Source organism: Micromonospora sp. NPDC002717, from assembly GCF_040295705.1.
In the GTDB taxonomy this organism is placed as follows: domain Bacteria; phylum Actinomycetota; class Actinomycetes; order Mycobacteriales; family Micromonosporaceae; genus Micromonospora.
Window position 1 is genome coordinate 150,655 of the sequence record NZ_JBEOVW010000010.1, and the last position, 18,402, is coordinate 169,056.

Below are 18,402 nucleotides of genomic sequence, written 5' to 3' on the forward strand. Positions count from 1 at the left end.
CGGCAGGTATCAACCTTCTCAAGATGAATCGTACCTTTATTCATCTTCGACTGACTTGCCCGAGTTTCGCTCGTATTGTGGCCTTCGGTGGCTGTCGGGATGTCAGCCACCCCGCGCCCGCTTTCGGGCCGGCCGTGTCATGCACCGAGAGGCAGGGGAAGGCTGATGTCGACGTATCAAGGGAACCGGCGAGCGGCGCCAACCAGGCGGCGGTCCCGGTGGTTCTTAGCGGGTGGCCTCGTGGCGGGCACCCTGGTGGCCGGGGTGGCGGGCGGCGTCGCGGTGGCCGCGGGAGCGCTGCCCGCCGCGCCGGACACATCGTCCCTGGTGCTGCGCGGCGACGACTCCGGCGCGGAGCACCGCGACGACCGCCGCGAGCAGGGCCGTGCCGCCCTCGGCGGGCAGCCCTCCGGCGACCCCGCCGGGGAGCCGTCCGGCAATGCCGCCGGGGAGCCCTCCGGCGACTCCGCCGGGGAGCGATCCGGGGACTGGTCGGGCGACTCCGCCGGGGAGCGCCGGGGCGGGGAGGAGGGCAGGACCCGGGGGCCCGGAGGCGGGCACCGAGGGGAGGTCGCGGTGCCGTGCGACTCGTCGAAGCTCATCGCCGCGCTGGTCCGGGCCAACGCCGAGGGCGGCGCCCACCTGCGGCTCGCGCCGAAGTGCACGTACGAGCTGACGCACGCCTTCCAGCAGCCCGACGACTACGACGGCGGGATCCGGGACGCCCGGGAGGCGGCCGACAGCGCGGAGAACCCGGGCGACGCCGAGGCCCCGCCGCGCAACGCGCAGCACGACAGGGCGGGGCTGCCGGTCATCTACCACCCGATCACGATCCGGGGCGAGGGCGCCACCATCGAGCGGGACGTGCACGCCGAGGCGTTCCGGTTCTTCACCGTCCGCGACGGCGGGGAACTGACCCTCTCCGACGTCGTGCTGCGCAACGGCCTCTCCGCCGCCGAGGGCGGCAGCATCCACGTCGTGCACGGCGCGTCGGCCGTGGTCGAGCGCACCGCCGTCGTCGGCAGCACCTCCCTCTCCGCGGAGGGCGGCGGTGGCGGGATCTTCAACGACGGCAACATGGTGGTCGCCGACAGCACCTTCGTCGGCAACCACGCCGCCGGCAAGGCGGGCAAGGGCGGGGGCCTGCTCAACGGCGGCGTGCTGAGCCTGCGCACGTCGGACTTCCGGAACAACACCGCCGTCGCGTACGGCGGCGGCCTCGGCAACTACCGCGGGGCCGCCGAGGTGCAGAAGAGCACCTTCGCGCACAACAACGCGGCGCAGGGCGGCGGCATCGCCAGCTTCTCGGCCCGCACCAGGGTGGCCGACAGCAGGGTGCTCGGCAACACCGCCCAGACCGGTGGGGGCATCGCCAACTCGGACGCCCTGATCTTCCTGCGCGGCATGGAGGTGCGCGACAACACCGCCACCGGCAACGGCGGCGGCATCTCCACCTCCCAGGGCCTGCTTCCGCTCGACGACAGCGTCGTGGCCGGCAACACCGCCCGGGGCGCCGGCGGCGGGATCTACGCCGCGAAGTCCAACCTGCTGGTCCGCAACAGCGCGGTCGACGGGAACCACGCCGTCGGCGCCGCGTCGACGGGCGGCGGAATCTTCGCGACCCAGGGTCAGGTCTCCCTCTACCGCAGCCGGGTGAGCGACAACACCGCCACGGGGAGGCCGGGCGGTCTCTTCGCCGACAAGGCCCGGGTCAGGGTCGACGACGAGACCGACATCGTCGACAACGAGTCCACCAACTGCGAGGGCAGCCGGGTGCCGGTGGCCAACTGCTTCCGCTGACCGGCCGCCCCGAGGGGCGCAGCCGGCCTGCTCCCGACGATCGTGAGGATCCTCGGCGGCGCGGGCCGGGTGCGCCCCTCGTCGCGTGCCCGCCGTCCGGACGGCGCCCCTCCGTTCGCCGTCCGGCCGAGCCCGCCTGCGCGAGCTCGGCCGCTGGGCCCTCCCACGACGGCCTGGCGGATCGTCTCCCGCGGTCCGTACTCTCCGCGGCCAGCTTGTGGCCGGCCCTCGTCCCGGTGCTCCCGTGGCCTGTTGCCGTGGAGCGACGCCCGTTCCCGCCGCCCGCTCCGGCAGACGTGCCCCGCCTCCGGCACGGGTTCGGTCCGTCGACCTGACAGCCCATCCTCCTAGGATGCCTTAGGGGATGTGGGGCAGGCGGACGGCGTGGTTGACCCTCGGAGGCCCACCCGTCGCCCAGCCCGGTGACGTTCCTCGGCTGCTCCACGGCCGTCGTCGCTGCCACGCCCGCGCCGCCGGCGGTTATCGCGTTGACGAATGCTCCGCGCCGTCACTAGGGTCTGCGTCGTGTCCAGCCCCGAGGCGTCCAGACGCCAGCCACCGGTGTCCGGTGGCTGGCCCTCGTTGACGTCGCACTAGGCGCTGTCGGAACCGGACAGCGTCCCTCGGGCGTCCCCGCCACCGATCGCCGTCGTACCGGCTGCTCCCGGGCGTCACCCGCGCGTCACCACCGTCGCGCCGCGTCCACGTACCCGGGAGGACCTCGCGCGGTGGTCTCCGTGCGCCCGGCTGGACGGTTGTCCCGTGCGCCGCCCGGCCGTGGTCCGCCGTGACCCACCCGCGTCCTCTTCATCCATCCACGACGCGGAATGTGGAGTGTCATGCCGTTCGCCATCTACCTGCTCGGACTGGCGGTTTTCGCCCAGGGAACGTCTGAGTTCATGCTGTCCGGTCTGGTGCCGGACCTCGCCCGGGACCTGCACGTGCCCGTCCCGGCCGCCGGCGCGCTGACGTCGGCCTTCGCGGCAGGAATGATCATCGGAGCGCCGCTGATGGCCGTCCTCAGTCTGCGGTGGTCCAGACGTCGGGCGCTGCTGGTCTTCCTGACCGCCGTCGTCGTCGTGCACGTCGTCGGGGCGGTCACCGACAGTTTCGGCGTGCTGCTGGCCACCCGGGTCGTCGGAGCGCTGGCGTACGCCGGGTTCCTCGCGGTGGGCCTGGCCACGGCGGCCGACATGGCCGGACCCGGGGCCAAGGGCCGGGCCGCCTCCGTGCTGCTCGGGGGTCTCACCCTCTCCTGCGTCGCGGGGGTGCCGGCCGGGGCGTTCCTCGGCCAGCTGTGGGGATGGCGCTCGGCGTTCTGGGCGGTGGCCATCGTCTCGCTGCCCGCCGTCGTGGCGATCCGGCGCGCGGTCCCGGCCACGCCACCGGACGCGGCCGTACCGGGCGCGCGGCACGAGCTTCGGGCGCTGCGCCGTCCCCGCCTGCTCGTGACCCTGCTCCTGGGCGCCCTGGTGAACGGGGCGACCTTCTGCACCTTCACCTACCTGGCGCCGCTGATCACCGACGTCAGCGGTTACGACCGGAGGTGGGTGCCGGTCCTGCTGGCCCTCTTCGGCCTGGGGTCGTTCGTCGGTGTGACGGTCGGCGGTCGCGTGTCGGACTCGCAGCCCATGCGGGTCCTGGTGCCAGGTGGGGTGGCCCTGCTCGTCGGCTGGCTCCTGTTCGCGGCCACCGCCGCCAGCGCGCCCGCCGCGTTCCTGCTCGTCTTCGTCCAGGGGACGCTCTCGTTCGCGGTCGGCTCCACGCTGATCACCCGGGCGTTGTACGCGGCCGTCGACGCGCCGTCCCTGGGCGGTTCCTTCGCGACCGCCGCCCTGAACGTGGGCGCGGCAGTCGGCCCCCTGCTGGGCGGGGCGGCCATCGGCGCGGGGCTCGGCTACCGGTCCCCGCTGTGGGTCAGCGCGCTGCTGGTGGCACTGGCGTTCGTCGCCGCCGTACCCACCTGGACGGTGTGGCGGGATGCCGGGACGGAGTCGCCCACGCGGATGGTCGCTTCCTAGCCCGCGTCGCGCTCCCCGTCGCCGCACGAGGCCGTCCACGGGTCCGGCCCGCGCATCCGCCAGGCGCGGGCCGGGGCCCGTCCTACTCGGAGGGCTGGGGCAGCTCGCAGTCGACCTTCGGGTTGGCGCCGATGTAGTTCAGCGGCCCGGCCACGATGGTCACCAGGATGGTGCCCGCCTCGGCGCAGTTGGTGTCGTCGCCGTTGTAGTAGCCGCGCTGGCCGGCGGCGACCGCGCCGATGATCAGCCAGATGACGACGATGACTCCGAGTATCGACGTGCCGCGCATCGCTGCCTCCAGAAAGGGGTGTGGTGGTTCGAGGTGTCGAAGTTGTACCCAGTCGCGTGGAACGGCTAACGACGCCGCTGCTCGGCCGGGTCGGCGGTGTCCCGGGCGCGTCGGTCGACAGTCCCGCCCGGCAGGCCCGCCGGCCTGACGGCACGCCCTGGCCGACCGCCCGGAACGGGGCGCGCCGGTGCGCTATCGGATCGCCGACCGACGGCCGCGCGCGGCGGCCCGGCGGGCGTACAACTGCGTCAGAGCACAGTGCAGGAGGACACCATGGACGCCCCGACCCCGCACCTGTTCGTCGACCGCCCCGAGGACGTCGCCGTCGCGGCCCGCGCACTGGCCGGGGGCGCGGTGGTGGCGGTGGCGTTCGGGAACTTCTACGCGCTGGTGACCCGGCCGGACGCCGCCACCGTGCGCCGGGTCAACGTCGCCAAGGGCCGGCCGGCCGACCAGGTCGGCAGCATCACCACCGTCTTCGGGCGGATCCCCGCGATGTTCGACTGGGCGCGGCTGCCGCACCGGCTGCCCGCGCGCCGGGTGCGGCAGCTGATGGGCGTCCTCTACGGCGCGGGCCCGTTCGGCTTCCGCGGTCCGGCCGTCGACCGGCTGCCCGCCCACCTCACCCGGCACGACCGGGGCGTACGCACCACGCAGGTGATCGCGCCGGGGCTGGCCTGCCCGTCGAACGTGTTCTTCGCGCGGGCGGTCGCCGAGATCGGGGTGGACCACCTCCACATCACCTCGGCGAACCGCTCGCGGCACCTGACCGGGGTCGCGGAGGAGCCGGCGCACTGGAAGGCCGAGGGCATCGCCGAGGACTTCGCCCACCTCGACGACCTGGTGGTGCTCGCGCACCGGGACGAGGCGGCGGCCCGGGCCGCGCACCCCGGGCACCTGCCGGCCTCGGTGACGCTGTTGTCGTTCCACGCCCCGGCCGGGGAGCCGGAGGAGCCGCCGGTGCTCACCGTCGACCGGCACGGCTCGCTGCACGTCGACGATGTGCGCCGGGCCGCCGCGCCGCTCGGCCTCCAGGTGCGGCTCGGCCCCACCGCCGGTCGGCGTCTGCGGGTCCGGGGGTACGCGGAGGCCCTGGTCTGACCGGGCGCCGGATCGGGCGAACGGTGTCCGGCTCCCACGGCCGCCGCCCGGTGGCTGGTCGGCCTCCGTCCGGAATGCCCGACGTCGCGGCGTCCGGGTGAGCGGACGTCGCGACGTCGGTGGCATCAGGCGGATCGTGTCGTGGCGCCGCCCCGGCTCGCGGGGAGCGCCGTCCGGCGCTGCCGTCCTTGTGGCGGCCCCGGGGTCAGGCGTCGTCGCCGCCGGTCGGCAGGGCGGCGGCCGCCTCCTGCGCGGCGCCCGCGAGCACCTTCGCCTGCTGGGGCCAGGTCGCCAGGCTCGGCGCGGCCCGCAGGCCGGCTCCCCGGATCGTCTCCCGCAGCGCGGCCTCGTCCAACTCCGCGAGCTGCCCGTACGTGCGGATGCCGGCGGCCTGCAGCGCCGCCGCCATCTTCGGGCCGACACCCTGGATGCGGCGGAAGTCGTCGGCGGCGTCCGCGTCGGCCGCGGACCGCACCGGCGGGGTCGCCGCCGCGCCGCGCGCGGCGGGCACGACCGCCGGTTCGGCCGGCTCGTCCGCCGGTTCGGCCGGCTCGTCCGCCGGTTCGGCCGGCTCGTCCGCCGGTTCGGCCGGCTCGTCCGCCGGCGTGGTCGCCGCCGGCGTCGCGTCCGGCTCGGCCGGGGCGGCGGGGGTCGGCTCCGCCGGGCCGGCGGCTGCGGGGACCGGCTCGGCCTCGGGCTGCGCCTGGGCGGGGACGGCGACGGCCCGGACGGGTTCCGGCTCGGCGGCGGGGACGGGCTCCGCCCCGTCGGCGCGCGCGGGTTCCGGCTCGGCGGTCGGGGCCTCGATCGGGGCGGCGGTGGCCGGCACCGGCTCCGGTTCGTTCACGGCGACGGGCTCCGGCTCGGCGGCGGTGGTCGGCTCCTCGGCCGGCTCGCGGTCGACGGGGCCGGTCACCCCGGCGGCGGCCGGCAGCACCACCTCGGCGTCCGGCCGGTGATCCGGGGCGGTGTCGCGCGGCGTGGCGGTCGCCACGGGGTCGGTGTCGGGCGCCGGCACCGGGTCGCCGGTGAGCGCCATGTCGGCCGGGTCGACCTTGCCGGCCGGCCCGGCGTCGGTGGCGACGACGGTGACCGGGGCGGCGTCGGCGTCGGCCGGGCCGTCGGGGGCGGGCACGGGGTCGGCGACGGCGTCCGGGGCCCGGTCGAGGGTCATCTCGGGGCGTACCTCGTCGGTGGTGGCGGCGGGCGGCGGGTCGACCACCACGGCGGTCATGCCGGCGACCCGGTCACCCTCCACCGTGGGCGAGCCGTGCCCGGCTGCCGCGCCCTGCCGGCCGCGCCAGAACCAACCGGCCGCCAGACCCACCAGCAGGGCCACGATCAGTATCAGCCAGTGCCCGAAAGACCACGCCACGGCGGACCTCCTATTCGTTCGCGTCGAAACTCCGAGAAAAACTCGCCGCAGCTTCGCACACGCGCCGCACGGGCGGCAGGCAGGATCGGCCGGTAACGGCGCATGTGGGACGGGTTGCACCGGGGGTGTCCGCCGGGCGACGGACCGTCGTCGCCGGGCGCCGTCCGCGCACGTGCGGGGCGGGCACGCGGGGACCCCGGCGCCGGGTGGGCGCCGGGGTCCGGGTCGGACGGTCAGTCCTCCTCGCCGCGGTAGGTGTAGAAGTCGTTGACGAACTTGCGCGCCAGTCGGGGCACCCGGCTGGTGACGCCGAAGTAGCCGCGTGCGCCGAGCAGCGCGAGCCGGCCGACGACGGGTTTGTACATCCGGTCGTCGCCGTTGGTGCCGCTGCGGTTGAGCGAGTCGGCGACCCGGGCGAAGCCGTACGGCACCATCGCGGCCTCGTAGTCGGCCACGGCCTGGAGCAGCGTCTTGTCGCCGGCCGCGGCCAGCCGGAGCTGCCGGCAGAGCAGGGCGGCGTCGCGTAGCGCGGTGTTGGCGCCCACGCCGCGCCCCGGGGTCATGGTGTGGATGGCGTCGCCGAGCAGGGTGACGGTGCTGCTCTTCCACGGCGGCACCGGCTCGCTGGTGGAGACCCGGATCGGCAGGGCGCTGCCCGGGTCGCTGCGGGCGAGCAGTTCGCGCAGGTGGGGGTGCCAGTTGCGGGTGAGTTGGAGGGCGAGCAGGACGAGGTCCTCGCCGCGGCGCTGCATGACGTCAGGCGGGAACCGGCGGGCGGTGCTCCAGATGACCAGGTTGATGTTGTCGCGGGTGGTGTCGTGGCGCAGCCCGGGCCAGTCGCGCAGCAGCGCGGCGTCGGCGGGGTCGACACCGGGTTTCAGCGAGCCGTCGCCGTTCCACTTGAACTCCATCACGTGCAGCACGCCCATCATCCCGCCGGTGCCGAAGATCAGCGAGATGCCCTGCTCGATCCGTTCGGGCAGCAGTTGGCGGGTGTGCGGGGTCAGGGGGATGCGGGTGGCGATGTTGACTGTGCCGGCGTCGCGGGTGACCGCGTGCGGCAGGTACTGGCGGCGTACGGCGGAGTGGGTGCCGTCCGCGGCGACGAGCAGGTCGCCGGTGGCGGTGCTGCCGTCGGCGAAGTGGGCGGTGACGGTGGCGTCGTCGCGTTGCTCGTACCGGGTGAAGGTCTTGTCGAAGTGGACCACGTCCTCCATGCCGGTGAGCAGGACCTGGCGCAGGGTCATCCGGGCCACGGACCGTTCGGTGTCCACCGGGTCGGTGTCGGGGCGCAGGGGGAACGAGGCGGTCTGGCGCATCCGCTGGGTGATGACGTTGAAGTAGCGGGGGGATCGGGCGCAGGTGGCCAGGTAGGTGCCGAACAGCCGTGGCGGCAGGCACTCCCGCAGGGCGCGGCTGCCGGTGGGGCCGATGCCGACGCGGTAGCCGAGCAGTCCCTCGCCGCGGGTGCGGTACTTCTCGTAGACGGCGACGCTGATCCCGGCGCGGCGCAGGCCGTGGGCCAGGCACAGCCCGCCGGTGCCGGCGCCGATGATCAGGACGTGGGGTGGCCTGGGTGACATGGGGCCGCCTCCGTTTCAGCCGGCCGCGTGCGGGGACGGCGCGTCGGCGGAGTCCCAGCGGTAGAAGCAGCCGGCGATAGCGTCGCGTGGCGAGCGCCAGGTCGGCAGGTACGGCGAGGTGTGCGCGGACAGGCGCTCGTTGACCTGGCGGTACAGCGGGTGGTTGCGGGCGCCGGCCAGGGCGTCCGGGTCGACGTCCGCGGTCTCCATCAGGTGGACGCACAGGTCGTGCAGGCAGTACAGGGACCGGTGCCGGACCCCGGTCAGGGCGGGCAGTTCAGTCGCGTCGGATTCGGCGAAGATCTGCGCGACGCGACCCTCCGCGCCCGGGATGATCCTGCTGACGATCAGTAGACGGCTCATGGGACCCCTCTCGCCGGTGGCGCTCCGCGAGCGGTGTCGGAGACCACGGACTGTTGTGCGGCCCACCCTGCCCGGGCGGCTGTCACCTGCCCGTCACGCGTGCGGCTGCGCCGGTGACGCCGGTTCAGCGGGCGCGGGGCGCGACCCGGGCGGACGGCGTGCGCCGCGGCGGCGTCGGGGTGTCCCGGGTGGCCTCCCGGATGGGCGCGAGGGTGTCGTCGAGCAGCGCGGTCATGGCTGCGGAGGGTTCGAGCCGGAGTTCCCGCAGCAGCAGGTCGCGGTAGACGTAGAAGGCGTGCACGGCCTCGAAGGCGTTGCCCTCGGCGAGGTGGATGCGCACCACCAGCCGGTGCGGGGTCTCGCGCAGCGGCTCGGCGGCCATCGCCTCGAGCGCGGCCTCCAGGGCCTGCCCGTGCTGGCCCGCCGCCAGGTGTTGGCCGGCCAGTTCCTCCAGCATGTGCAGCCGCAGCTGGCGCAGCCGCTCCCGGTCGGCGAGGACCCAGTCGTCGTACCAGCCGGGGAGCAGGTCGTGTCGGCCGGCGGCGAGGGCGGCGGCGCACGGGGCGTCGCCGTCGCGCACCCGCGCGGCCGTGCCGATGAGGGCGTCGACGTCGACCCGGACGGTGGGGCCGAGGCGTACGGTGTCGCCGGCGGTGGTGAGCGGGCAACAGGGGTCCTGGCGTAGCCGCCACAGCGCGGTCCGCAGGGACGACAGCGCCCGGTCCTCGGGGGCGTCGGGCCAGAGCAGCCCGGCGAGGTGGCTGCGGGTGGCGCCGGGGCGCAGGCCGATCAGTGCGATGACCCGTTGCAGGCCGCGCGGCACCACGACGGGGGTGTCGCCGTGCAGCAGCCGGAAGCCGCCGAGCAGGTGCAGCGATATCTGCGTGCCGGTGCGGCGCCCGGTGGTCGGCGTCGACGGATCAGCGGCCACGGCGGCACCCCCTGCGGAACGCTCGTCCCGACTCCTCTGCTGTCCCGGCGCGGCTGCCCTTGACCCACTGTCGGGTCGCACCGCCGCGGCGCGGCGGTGCGCGCCGCGGTCGCCGGGCTGACCGTGACGAAGATTATCAATCGCGGTCACTCTCGGTCAATGTTTCGGACGAGATCGGACTGCCGGTGACGTGTCCACGAAAACGGTTCTGAACTGCGGATAGTCCATCGCGGTGGGAGGTGTTGTACAGCGGATACACAGCCTGCGTCAACGCAGCGTCACGAAGTGGCGTTGTCGGGCGGCGGGCCGCGGTGACGCCGCCGTGACGCCCGTGGCCGCATCGTGTCGCCAGTCGTCCGGCTCGGCCGGCGCCGTCGTCACCGACGTCGGACGCCGTGGAGGGAGGTCCACCCATGGACCGTTCGCTGATCGTCGCGAAGGTGGTGCCGAGCGCCGAGGCGCGCGTCGCCGAGATCTTCGCCGAGTCCGACGCGACGGAGCTGCCGCACCTGGTCGGGGTACGGCACCGGTCGTTGTACCGGCTGGGTGACCTCTACGTGCACCTGCTGGAGACGGACGCGCCGGCCGGGGCGGCGGTCGAGGCGGCCCGGGGGCACCCCGAGTTCGTGCGGGTGAGCGCCCGGCTGCGCCCGTACGTCTCGCCGTACCTGCCGACGTGGCGGGAGCCGCGCGACGCCATGGCCCGGTGCTTCTACCGCTTCGACGCCGCGCCCGCCGGGCGGCCGTCGTGACCGCCACCGCGCCCCGGGAGGGGCAGCTCTGGTCCCGCTGCGGCGGCTGCGCCACCCTGCTGTACCGCAAGCGGCTGCGCCGCAACCTCGACGTCTGCCCCGAGTGCGGCACGCACGCCCGCCTCGACGCGCCGGAGCGGCTGCTCCAGCTCGTCGACCCGGGGTCGTTCACCGCCCTGCCGGACCGGCCGGCGGAGGTCGACCCGATCGGTTTCGTCGACCTGCTGCCGTACCCGCACCGGCTCACCGCCGCCCGGGCCGGCACCGGGCTGGCCGAGGCGGTCGTCTGCGGCACCGCCACCATCGGCCGGCATCCGTGCGCGCTCGCGGTGATGGACTTCCGCTTCCTCGGCGGCAGCCTCGGCTGCGCCGTCGGGGAGCTGATCACCCGGGCCGCCGAGCGGGCGCTGGAGGACGGCACGCCGCTGATCCTGGTCACCGCCTCCGGCGGCGCGCGGATGCAGGAGGGCGTCCTGTCGCTGATGCAGATGGCCACGGTCAGCCAGGCGATCGCCGCGCTGCGGGAGGCGGGGCTGCTCACCGTCAGCGTGCTCACGGACCCGACGTACGGGGGAGTGGCGGCCTCGTTCGCCACCAACACCGACGTGGTGATCGCCGAGAGCGGGGCGCGGATGGGCTTCGCCGGTCCCCGGGTGATCCGGCAGGTCACCGGCCGGCCGCTGCCGGAGGGCTTCCAGACGGCCGACTTCCTGCTGCGGCACGGGCAGGTCGACATGGTGGTGCCCCGGCACGCCCTGCGGGGCCGGCTGGCGGCGCTGCTCGCCGCGGCCCGGGCGGGACGTCGGCCGGCGGCGCGTCCCGCCGTACCCCGGCAGGAGCCGTCGCCGGGCGTGGCGCGGCCGGCCGGCGAGGCGGGTGACGCGACGGCGCCGGGCCCGGCCGACCCGCCGGGCGGCGACGCCTGGGAGACGGTGCGGCTGGCCCGGCACCCGGGCCGGCCGACCACACTGGACTACCTGGAGACCGCGTTCGACGGCTTCGTCGAGCTGCACGGCGACCGGCTCGGCGCGGACTGCCCGGCGGTGGTCGGCGGACTGGCCCGGCTGGACGGCCGGCCCGTCATGGTGATCGGGCACCAGAAGGGCCACACCACCGCCGAGCTGGTCGCCCGCAACTTCGGCATGGCCAGCCCGGCCGGGCACCGCAAGGCGCTGCGGCTGATGCGGCTGGCCGCCCGCCTCGGCCTGCCGGTGGTGACCCTGGTCGACACGCCCGGGGCGGATCCCGGCGTGGGCGCCGAGGAGCAGGGGCAGGCGGCGGCCATCGCGGAGAACATCCTCGCGCTCGCCGTGCTGCCCACCCCGGTCGTCGCGGTGATCACGGGGGAGGGCGGCAGCGGCGGCGCGCTGGCCCTCGCGGTGGCCGACCGGGTGCTGATGCTCCAGCACGCCGTCTACTCGGTGATCAGCCCGGAGGGCTGCGCCGCCATCCTCTGGCCGGATCGGGGGGCCGCCCCGCAGGCGGCGCGCGCGTTGCGGTTGACCGCGCCCGACCTGTGCCGCCTGGGGGTGGTCGACGATCTCGTACCCGAGCCGGCCCCGGCCGCGCACCACGACCCGGAGGCGGCCGCGCGCGCGTTGGGCGCGGCGGTGTCGGCCGCCCTGCTGCCGCTGCTGGACGTGCCGCCCGCCACGCTGGTCCGGCGCCGCCGGCAGCGGTTCCGGCGCTTCGGCGCGGCCCGCCTCGGCGCCCGGGCGGGTGTCCGGTGAGCGCGGGCGGCGCCCCGGTCGACACCGCGCCGGCCGGCGCGGAGTCGGCGTCCGGGGTGGACGCGGTGCTGGCCGGGCTGCGGCGGCACGCCCGGGACCTCGTCGCCGAGCTGGCCGGCCCGGTCCGCCGGGTGCGGCTGCGCAGCGGCGACACGGTGCTGGAGGTGGAGTGGCACGGCGGGCCGCCCGCGGAGGCGCCGGAGGCGGTGCCCGTCGCGGCCCGGCCCGCGCCGCCGCCCGTGGTCGACGGCGAGCCGGGCCGGTACGCGGTGCGCTCGCCCATCGTCGGCACGTTCTACCGGGCTCCGGAGCCGGGCGCCGCGCCCTTCGTCGCCGTCGGCGACCTGGTCCGCCCCGGCCAGGTCATCGGCATCGTCGAGGCGATGAAGCTGATGAACGAGGTGACCGCCGACCGGGGCGGCCGGGTCGCCGAGGTCCTCGCCGCCGACGGACAGCCGGTCGAATACGACCAGCCGCTCGTCGCGCTGGACCCGGTCTGAGGCGGTGCGTGATGTTCGAGAAGGTGCTGATCGCCAACCGGGGTGAGATCGCCCTGCGGGTGCTGCGCGCCTGCCGCGAACTGGGGGTGCGTACCGCCGTCGTCTACTCCACGGCGGACGCCGACTCCGCCGTGGTGCGCCTCGCCGACGAGGCCGTCCTGATCGGTCCGCCGGCCAGCCGGCGCAGCTACCTCAACGCCGCCGCGATCGTGGAGGCGGCCCGGCAGGTCGGCGCGCAGGCGGTGCATCCCGGCTACGGGTTCCTCTCCGAGGACGCCGACTTCGCCGAGATCTGCGCCGACAACGGGCTGACGTTCATCGGTCCGCCGCCGGAGGTGATGGCCGCGCTGGCGGACAAGTCCTCGGCGCGGGCGCTGATGCGCCGGGCCGGGCTGCCGCTGCCGCCGGGCAGCGTCGCGCCGGTGCCCACCGCGGCCGCGGCGGCGGAGGTGGCCGCCGAGGCGGGCTACCCGGTGATCGTCAAGGCGGCGGCCGGCGGCGGCGGCCGGGGCATGACCGTGGTCGCCACCCCCGCCGAGCTGCCCCGGGCGTACGCGCGGACCAGGGCCGCCGCGCAGGCCGCGTTCGGCGACGACCGGGTGTACGTGGAGCGGTTCCTGACCGGCGCCCGGCACGTCGAGGTGCAGCTGCTGTGCGACTCCCACGGCAACGGGGTGCACCTGGGCACCCGGGACTGCTCGGTGCAGCGCCGGCACCAGAAGCTGGTGGAGGAGGCGCCCGCCCCGGCGCTGTCCGCCGGCACCCTGGAGGCCATCGCGGAGTGCGCCCTGCGCGGTGCCCTGTCCGCCGGTTTCACCGGGGCCGGCACGGTGGAGTTCCTCGTCGACCCCGACGAGCGGTTCCACTTCCTGGAGATCAACTGCCGGATCCAGGTCGAGCACCCCGTGACCGAGATGGTGACCGGGATCGACCTGGTGCACGAGCAGCTGCACATCGCCGCCGGGGTGCCGCTGCGCTGGCGGCAGGAGGACGTCCGCCCGCACGGGGTCGCCATCGAGTGCCGGGTCAACGTGGAGGACCCGGACCGCGGGTTCGCGCCGACCCCCGGCCGGCTGGACCGCTTCGTCCCGCCCGGCGGCCCGTTCACCCGGGTCGACACGCACGGCCACGCCGGCTACCTGTTCGGCCCGTACTACGACTCGCTGCTGGCCAAGGTGGCGGTGTGGGCGCCGGACCGGGAGCTCGCGCTCAACCGGCTGGAACGCGCCCTCGACGAGTTCGACATCGCCGGGCCCGGGGTCCGCACCACCATCCCGTTCGTCCGGCGGGTGCTCGACGACGCCGGGTTCCGCAAGGGCCGCTACTCCACCGGCCTGGTCGACCAGTTGCTCGCCGGCCCGTCCGACGCACACCACAGGAGGCTTTGATGACCGTCACCCATGGCCGTCCGCTGACCGCCGAGATCACCGACATCCTGGTGGCCAACTGCGGGCTGGACGCCGAGGCCGCCGCCCGCGCCCCGGCCGCGTCCCTGGAGGAACTCGGCATGGACTCGCTGGCGCTGCTCGAACTCTCCGCCGTGGTCGCCGACCGGTGGCAGGTGCGGATCCCCGAGGAGGCCGGGCAGCTCAGCATCGCCGGTGTCGCCGAGCTGGTGGCCCGCCGCGCCGACCCGCCGGGACACACCGAGAACAGTGTGCTCATCGCCGCGCCGCTGCCGCTGGTCTGGGACGTCACCAACGACGTCGCCGGCTGGCCCGAGCTGTTCACCGAGTACGCCCGGGCGGAGATCCTGGACCGCGACGGCGACACGGTGCGGTTCCGGCTCACCATGCACCCCGACGAGAACGGGGTGGCGTGGAGCTGGGTCAGCGAACGCACCGCCGACCCGGCCACCCGGCAGGTGCGCGCCCGGCGGGTGGAGACCGGGCCGTTCGAGTACATGCGCATCCACTGGAGCTACGCGGAGGAGCCCGGCGGCACCCGGATGACCTGGGTGCAGGACTTCGCGATGAAACCGACCGCGCCGGTGGACAACGCCGGCATGACCGACCGGATCAACACCAACAGCGCCGTGCAGCTCGCCGTCATCAAGGAGAAGATCGAACGCCTGGCCGCCGCCGGCGGCGGGGCGACGGGAGCCGGCGATGAGTGAGGACAGCCTGCGGCTGGTGGCCGCCGCCGACGTCGCGCCCGACGGCCGCCGCGGCGGCGAACTGCGGGTGCTGCTCGGCCCGAAGACCGTCGGCAGCACCTCCGGCTTCATGGGGGTGGCGACGCTGCGCCCCGGGGAGCGGATCGCCGAGCACTACCACCCCTACAGCGAGGAGTTCCTGTACGTCGTGCGGGGCACGATCACCGCCGACCTGGACGACGAGGCGGTGCCGCTGGCCGCCGGGGAGGCGCTGTTCGTGCCGCGCAACGTCCGGCACCGGCTGCGCAACACCGGCGACGAGGCGGCCGAGGTCGTCTTCCACCTGGGGCCCCTCGCGCCCCGGCCGGAACTGGGCCACGTCGACACCGAACTCGTCGAGCAGCGGGGCGGGTCGTGAGCGCGAGGAGTGAGCCGGGGTTGCGAGCCCCGCAGTCGCGAACCGAGGTGGCGTCGTGAGCGCGAGGAGTGAGCCGGGGTTGCGAGCCCCGCAGTCGCGAACCGAGGTGGCGTCGTGACCGGGCGCCGCACGGTCGTCACCGGCGTCGGGGTGGTCGCGCCGGGCGGCGCCACCCGGGGCAGCTTCTGGAAGACCGTGACCGAGGGGCGTACGGCCACCCGACGGATCACCTTCTTCGACCCGTCGCCGTTCCGCTCCCAGATCGCCGCCGAGTGCGAGTTCGACCCCGACGCGGCCGGCATCACCCTCGCCGAACGGCAGCGCGCCGACCGGTACGTGCAGTTCGCGCTGGCCTGCTCCATCGAGGCGCTCGCCGACAGCGGCCTGGAACCCACCGACGCCGAGCGGGAGGTCACCGGCGTGGTGCTGGGCACCGCCGTCGGCGGCACCATGGCGCTGGAGCAGGAGTACGTGCGGGTCAGCGAATCCGGCCGGCGGTGGCTGGTCGACCACGCCCTCGGCGGGCCGTACCTGTATCCGGCGCTGGTGCCGAGCAGCCTCGCCGCCGACGTGGCCGTCCGGCACGGGCTGCACGGCCCCGCCCAGGTCGTGTCCACCGGCTGCACCTCCGGCATCGACGCCATCGGCTACGCCCACCAGCTCATCGTCGACGGGGAGGCCGACATCGTGCTGGCCGGGGCGTCGGACTCGCCGATCTCCCCGGTCACCGTCGCCTCCTTCGACGCGATCAAGGCGACCAGCCCGGACAACGACGACCCGGCGCACGCCTCCCGCCCGTTCGACGCCGACCGCCACGGCTTCGTCCTCGCCGAGGGCGCGGCGGTGCTGGTGCTGGAGGAGTGGGAGCACGCCCGCCGCCGGGGCGCGCACGTCTACTGCGAGCTGGCCGGGTACGCCAGCCGCGCCAACGGCTTCCACATGACCGGGCTGCGTCCCGACGGGGTGGAGATGGGCCTGGCGATCACCGACGCGCTGCGTCAGGGCCGGCTGTCCCCGCAGGACGTCTCCTACATCAGCGCGCACGGCTCCGGCACCCGGCAGAACGACCGGCACGAGACGGCGGCGTTCAAGCGGGCGCTCGGCGAGGCCGCGTACGGGGTGCCGATCAGTTCGATCAAGTCGATGGTCGGGCACTCGCTCGGCGCGATCGGCTCGATCGAGATGGCCGCCTGCGCCCTGGCCATCGAGTACGGCGTGGTGCCGCCCACCGCCAACTGGGCCACCCGGGACCCGGAGTGCGACCTGGACTACGTGCCCAACGTGGCCAGGGAGACCCCGGTGGACGTGGCGCTGTCGGTGGGCAGCGGCTTCGGCGGCTTCCAGTCCGCGATGGTGTTCCGGCGGCTGGCGGCGGCGGCGTGAGCGCGCGGGCCGTGGTCACCGGCATCGGGGTGGTGGCCCCCAGCGGCATCGGCGCCGACGCCCACTGGCGCACGGTCGCGGCGGGGACCCGGTGCACCGGCCCGATCACCCTGTTCGACCCGGCGGACTACCCGACCCGGGTCGCCGGGGAGGTGCCCGGCTTCGAGGCGGCGGCGTACGCCGACACCCGGCAGCTCGTGCAGACCGACCGCTGGACGCACCTGGGCTTCGCCGCGACCAGGCTGGCGTTGGCCGACGCCGGGCTGCCCGAGCGGGCCCCCGAGCCCTACGGCTGGGCGGTGACGCTGGCCAGCTCGTCCGGGGGGAACCTGTTCGGGCAGCGGGAACTGCAACGGCTGTGGGGCGGCGCCACCCGCACGGTGGGGGCGTACCAGTCGATCGCCTGGTTCTACGCCGCCAGCGTCGGGCAGCTCTCCATCCACCACCAGTTCAAGGGGCCGTGCGGGGTGCTGGTCGCCGAGTCCGCCGGTGGGCTGGACAGCCTCGCCCACGCGGTGCGCACCGTGCGCCGGGGCACGCCGGTGGTGATCGCCGGGGCGACCGAGTGCCCGCTGAGCCCGTACGCGCTGACCTGTCAGCTCCGCTCCGGGCTGCTCAGCGACGTGGCCGACCCGGAGGTGGCGTACCGGCCGTTCGACCGGTCGGCCGGCGGCTACGTGCCGGCGGAGGGTGGGGCGGTGTTCGTGGTGGAGGAGTTGGGGCACGCGCTGGCCCGGGGCGCCCGGGTCTACGGCGAGGTGACCGGCTGGGGCGCCACCCACGACGCCGCGCACACCGGCCCGGACGCCGGCGGCGACTCCGCCCGGTACGCCCGGGCGATGCGGCTGGCCCTGGACCGCTCGGGGGTCGCCGCGGACGAGGTGGACGTGGTGGTCCCCGACGCCCTCGGGGTGCCCCGCTTCGACCGCGCCGAGGCCGAGGCGCTGCGCGCGGTCTTCGGCGACCGGCTCCCGCCGGTGAGCACGCACAAGGCGCTGACCGGCCGCGCCCACCAGGGTGGCTCCGCGTTGGACGTGGCCACCGCGCTGCTCGCGTTCCGCCACGACACGCTGCCCGCCTCCGCCGGTCCACGCGAGCCGGCGCCGGGCTGCGAACTGGACTTCCTGCGGGCGCCCCGGCAGCCGCGCAGCCGGCTGGCGCTGGTCTGCGCCCGGGGGTTCGACGGTTTCAACAGCGCGTTGGTGCTGCGCGGAGCGCCACCGGCACCGAGGGGAGCAGCGGAATGAGCGGGGCACGGGCTCGGGTCGTCTTTCTCGTGCGGGTGGCCGAGGATCGGACGGCGGACTTCCTGCGGGCGTACGAGGCGGTGCGGCACCTGGTCGCCGACGGTGTGCCGGGGCACCTGGTCGACCAGGTGTGCCGGTCGGCGGCGGACCCGGAGCAGTGGCTGATCACCAGTGAGTGGGAGTCCCTGGCCGACTTCGAGGCGTGGGAACGCAGCCCCGGGCACCGGGATCTGGTGCGGCCGATGCGGGAGTGTTTCACCGACGCCCGCTCGCTGCGTTTCGTCGTCCACGCGCAGACCCCCGAGGGGGCGCGCGTCTGACCGCCCGGCGGCACGCCGTGCCCCGGCACGGCGTGCCGCAGGATCACCGGCATGGCGTACGTCTTCCTGCTTCTCGCGATCTCCGCCGAGGTCCTCGGCACCAGTCTGCTCAAGGCGACCGACGGGTTCACCCGGCTCTGGCCGACGCTCGGCCTGGCCGTGGCGTACCTGGCCGCCTTCGGGATGCTCTCCCTCGCGGTGCGGGACATCCCGGTCGGCGTCGCGTACGCCATGTGGTCCGGGCTCGGCACGGCCGCGATCGTGGCGATCGGCGCGGTGTTCCTCGGCGAGCCGTTGAGCGTGACCAAGGTGGTCGGCGTCGGCCTGGTCATCGCCGGGGTGGTCGTGCTCAACGTCGGCGGCGCGCACTAGGGCGACGCGCGACGGAACCGCAGGGAGCGCGCCGCGCAACGCCCGTCGGTCGGGCAGGTCCCGGACGCCTGCGCGTAGGCGGGCCCCCGGGTGGTCGCCGGGGTCCCGTCGCCAGGTGAGGC

General features: G+C 75.3%; 18 protein-coding genes. 13 read left to right on the forward strand and 5 right to left on the reverse strand.

Annotation, left to right across the window (positions count from 1 at the left end; translation table 11 throughout):
- Positions 1 to 165: 165 nt before the first annotated feature.
- Positions 166 to 1,800: a right-handed parallel beta-helix repeat-containing protein gene (locus tag ABT006_RS17380; RefSeq protein WP_350707462.1), complete on the forward strand. Its 1,635-nt coding sequence runs from the start codon at positions 166 to 168 to the stop codon at positions 1,798 to 1,800.
- An 839-nt stretch (positions 1,801 to 2,639) separates the two neighbouring features.
- Positions 2,640 to 3,821: a Cmx/CmrA family chloramphenicol efflux MFS transporter gene (locus ABT006_RS17385; protein ID WP_350707464.1), complete on the forward strand. Its 1,182-nt coding sequence runs from the start codon at positions 2,640 to 2,642 to the stop codon at positions 3,819 to 3,821.
- A gap of 82 nt (positions 3,822 to 3,903) precedes the next feature.
- On the opposite strand, the gene ABT006_RS17390 is transcribed toward ABT006_RS17385, so the two are convergent.
- On the reverse strand, positions 3,904 to 4,110 hold the full coding sequence (locus ABT006_RS17390) for a hypothetical protein (RefSeq protein WP_350707466.1): 207 nt from the start codon (positions 4,108 to 4,110) through the stop codon (positions 3,904 to 3,906).
- Positions 4,111 to 4,383: 273 nt separating this feature from the next.
- Between ABT006_RS17390 and ABT006_RS17395 the strand changes: the two genes are divergently transcribed.
- Positions 4,384 to 5,211, forward strand: a complete 828-nt coding sequence (locus ABT006_RS17395; protein WP_350707467.1) for a hypothetical protein — start codon at positions 4,384 to 4,386, stop codon at positions 5,209 to 5,211.
- Between the two features lie 205 nt (positions 5,212 to 5,416).
- On the opposite strand, the gene ABT006_RS17400 is transcribed toward ABT006_RS17395, so the two are convergent.
- The 4 genes from ABT006_RS17400 to ABT006_RS17415 form a co-directional block, all read right to left on the reverse strand.
- Positions 5,417 to 6,586: a helix-hairpin-helix domain-containing protein gene (locus tag ABT006_RS17400; protein WP_350707469.1), complete on the reverse strand. Its 1,170-nt coding sequence runs from the start codon at positions 6,584 to 6,586 to the stop codon at positions 5,417 to 5,419.
- A 233-nt stretch (positions 6,587 to 6,819) separates the two neighbouring features.
- Positions 6,820 to 8,169: an FAD-dependent oxidoreductase gene (locus ABT006_RS17405; protein ID WP_350707471.1), complete on the reverse strand. Its 1,350-nt coding sequence runs from the start codon at positions 8,167 to 8,169 to the stop codon at positions 6,820 to 6,822.
- Positions 8,170 to 8,184: 15 nt separating this feature from the next.
- A complete protein-coding gene (locus ABT006_RS17410; RefSeq protein ID WP_350707473.1) occupies positions 8,185 to 8,532 on the reverse strand; it encodes a TcmI family type II polyketide cyclase in 348 nt (115 codons plus the stop codon).
- A gap of 124 nt (positions 8,533 to 8,656) precedes the next feature.
- Entirely contained in the window at positions 8,657 to 9,463 is an 807-nt protein-coding gene (locus ABT006_RS17415; RefSeq protein WP_350707475.1) for an AfsR/SARP family transcriptional regulator, read from the reverse strand.
- 413 nt (positions 9,464 to 9,876) lie between these two features.
- Between ABT006_RS17415 and ABT006_RS17420 the strand changes: the two genes are divergently transcribed.
- The 10 genes from ABT006_RS17420 to ABT006_RS17465 all read left to right on the forward strand — a co-directional run bounded on the left by ABT006_RS17420 (position 9,877) and on the right by ABT006_RS17465 (position 18,280).
- Positions 9,877 to 10,215 (forward strand): TcmI family type II polyketide cyclase, encoded by a 339-nt coding sequence (locus ABT006_RS17420; RefSeq protein ID WP_350707477.1) that lies wholly within the window; start codon positions 9,877 to 9,879, stop codon positions 10,213 to 10,215.
- Positions 10,212 to 11,945, forward strand: a complete 1,734-nt coding sequence (locus tag ABT006_RS17425; protein ID WP_350707479.1) for an acetyl-CoA carboxylase carboxyltransferase subunit alpha — start codon at positions 10,212 to 10,214, stop codon at positions 11,943 to 11,945. The genes ABT006_RS17420 and ABT006_RS17425 overlap by 4 nt, the downstream gene beginning before the upstream one ends.
- Positions 11,942 to 12,445 (forward strand): acetyl-CoA carboxylase biotin carboxyl carrier protein, encoded by a 504-nt coding sequence (gene accB, locus ABT006_RS17430; RefSeq protein ID WP_350707481.1) that lies wholly within the window; start codon positions 11,942 to 11,944, stop codon positions 12,443 to 12,445. Before ABT006_RS17425 ends, accB begins: the two co-directional genes overlap by 4 nt.
- Positions 12,446 to 12,456: 11 nt before the next feature.
- Positions 12,457 to 13,833 (forward strand): acetyl-CoA carboxylase biotin carboxylase subunit, encoded by a 1,377-nt coding sequence (locus ABT006_RS17435; protein WP_350707483.1) that lies wholly within the window; start codon positions 12,457 to 12,459, stop codon positions 13,831 to 13,833.
- The gene (locus tag ABT006_RS17440) at positions 13,833 to 14,561 is read left to right on the forward strand and encodes an SRPBCC family protein (RefSeq protein WP_350707485.1); all 729 of its coding nucleotides are present in this window, start codon (positions 13,833 to 13,835) and stop codon (positions 14,559 to 14,561) included. Before ABT006_RS17435 ends, ABT006_RS17440 begins: the two co-directional genes overlap by 1 nt.
- The gene (locus ABT006_RS17445) at positions 14,554 to 14,958 is read left to right on the forward strand and encodes a cupin domain-containing protein (RefSeq protein ID WP_350707487.1); all 405 of its coding nucleotides are present in this window, start codon (positions 14,554 to 14,556) and stop codon (positions 14,956 to 14,958) included. Before ABT006_RS17440 ends, ABT006_RS17445 begins: the two co-directional genes overlap by 8 nt.
- 114 nt (positions 14,959 to 15,072) lie before the next feature.
- Positions 15,073 to 16,341, forward strand: a complete 1,269-nt coding sequence (locus ABT006_RS17450; protein ID WP_350707488.1) for a beta-ketoacyl-[acyl-carrier-protein] synthase family protein — start codon at positions 15,073 to 15,075, stop codon at positions 16,339 to 16,341.
- Positions 16,338 to 17,588, forward strand: a complete 1,251-nt coding sequence (locus ABT006_RS17455; RefSeq protein ID WP_350707490.1) for a beta-ketoacyl synthase N-terminal-like domain-containing protein — start codon at positions 16,338 to 16,340, stop codon at positions 17,586 to 17,588. Before ABT006_RS17450 ends, ABT006_RS17455 begins: the two co-directional genes overlap by 4 nt.
- Entirely contained in the window at positions 17,585 to 17,908 is a 324-nt protein-coding gene (locus ABT006_RS17460; RefSeq protein ID WP_350707492.1) for an antibiotic biosynthesis monooxygenase family protein, read from the forward strand. The genes ABT006_RS17455 and ABT006_RS17460 overlap by 4 nt, the downstream gene beginning before the upstream one ends.
- 51 nt (positions 17,909 to 17,959) lie before the next feature.
- Positions 17,960 to 18,280, forward strand: a complete 321-nt coding sequence (locus ABT006_RS17465) for a DMT family transporter (RefSeq protein WP_350707493.1) — start codon at positions 17,960 to 17,962, stop codon at positions 18,278 to 18,280.
- Positions 18,281 to 18,402: the final 122 nt, after the last annotated feature.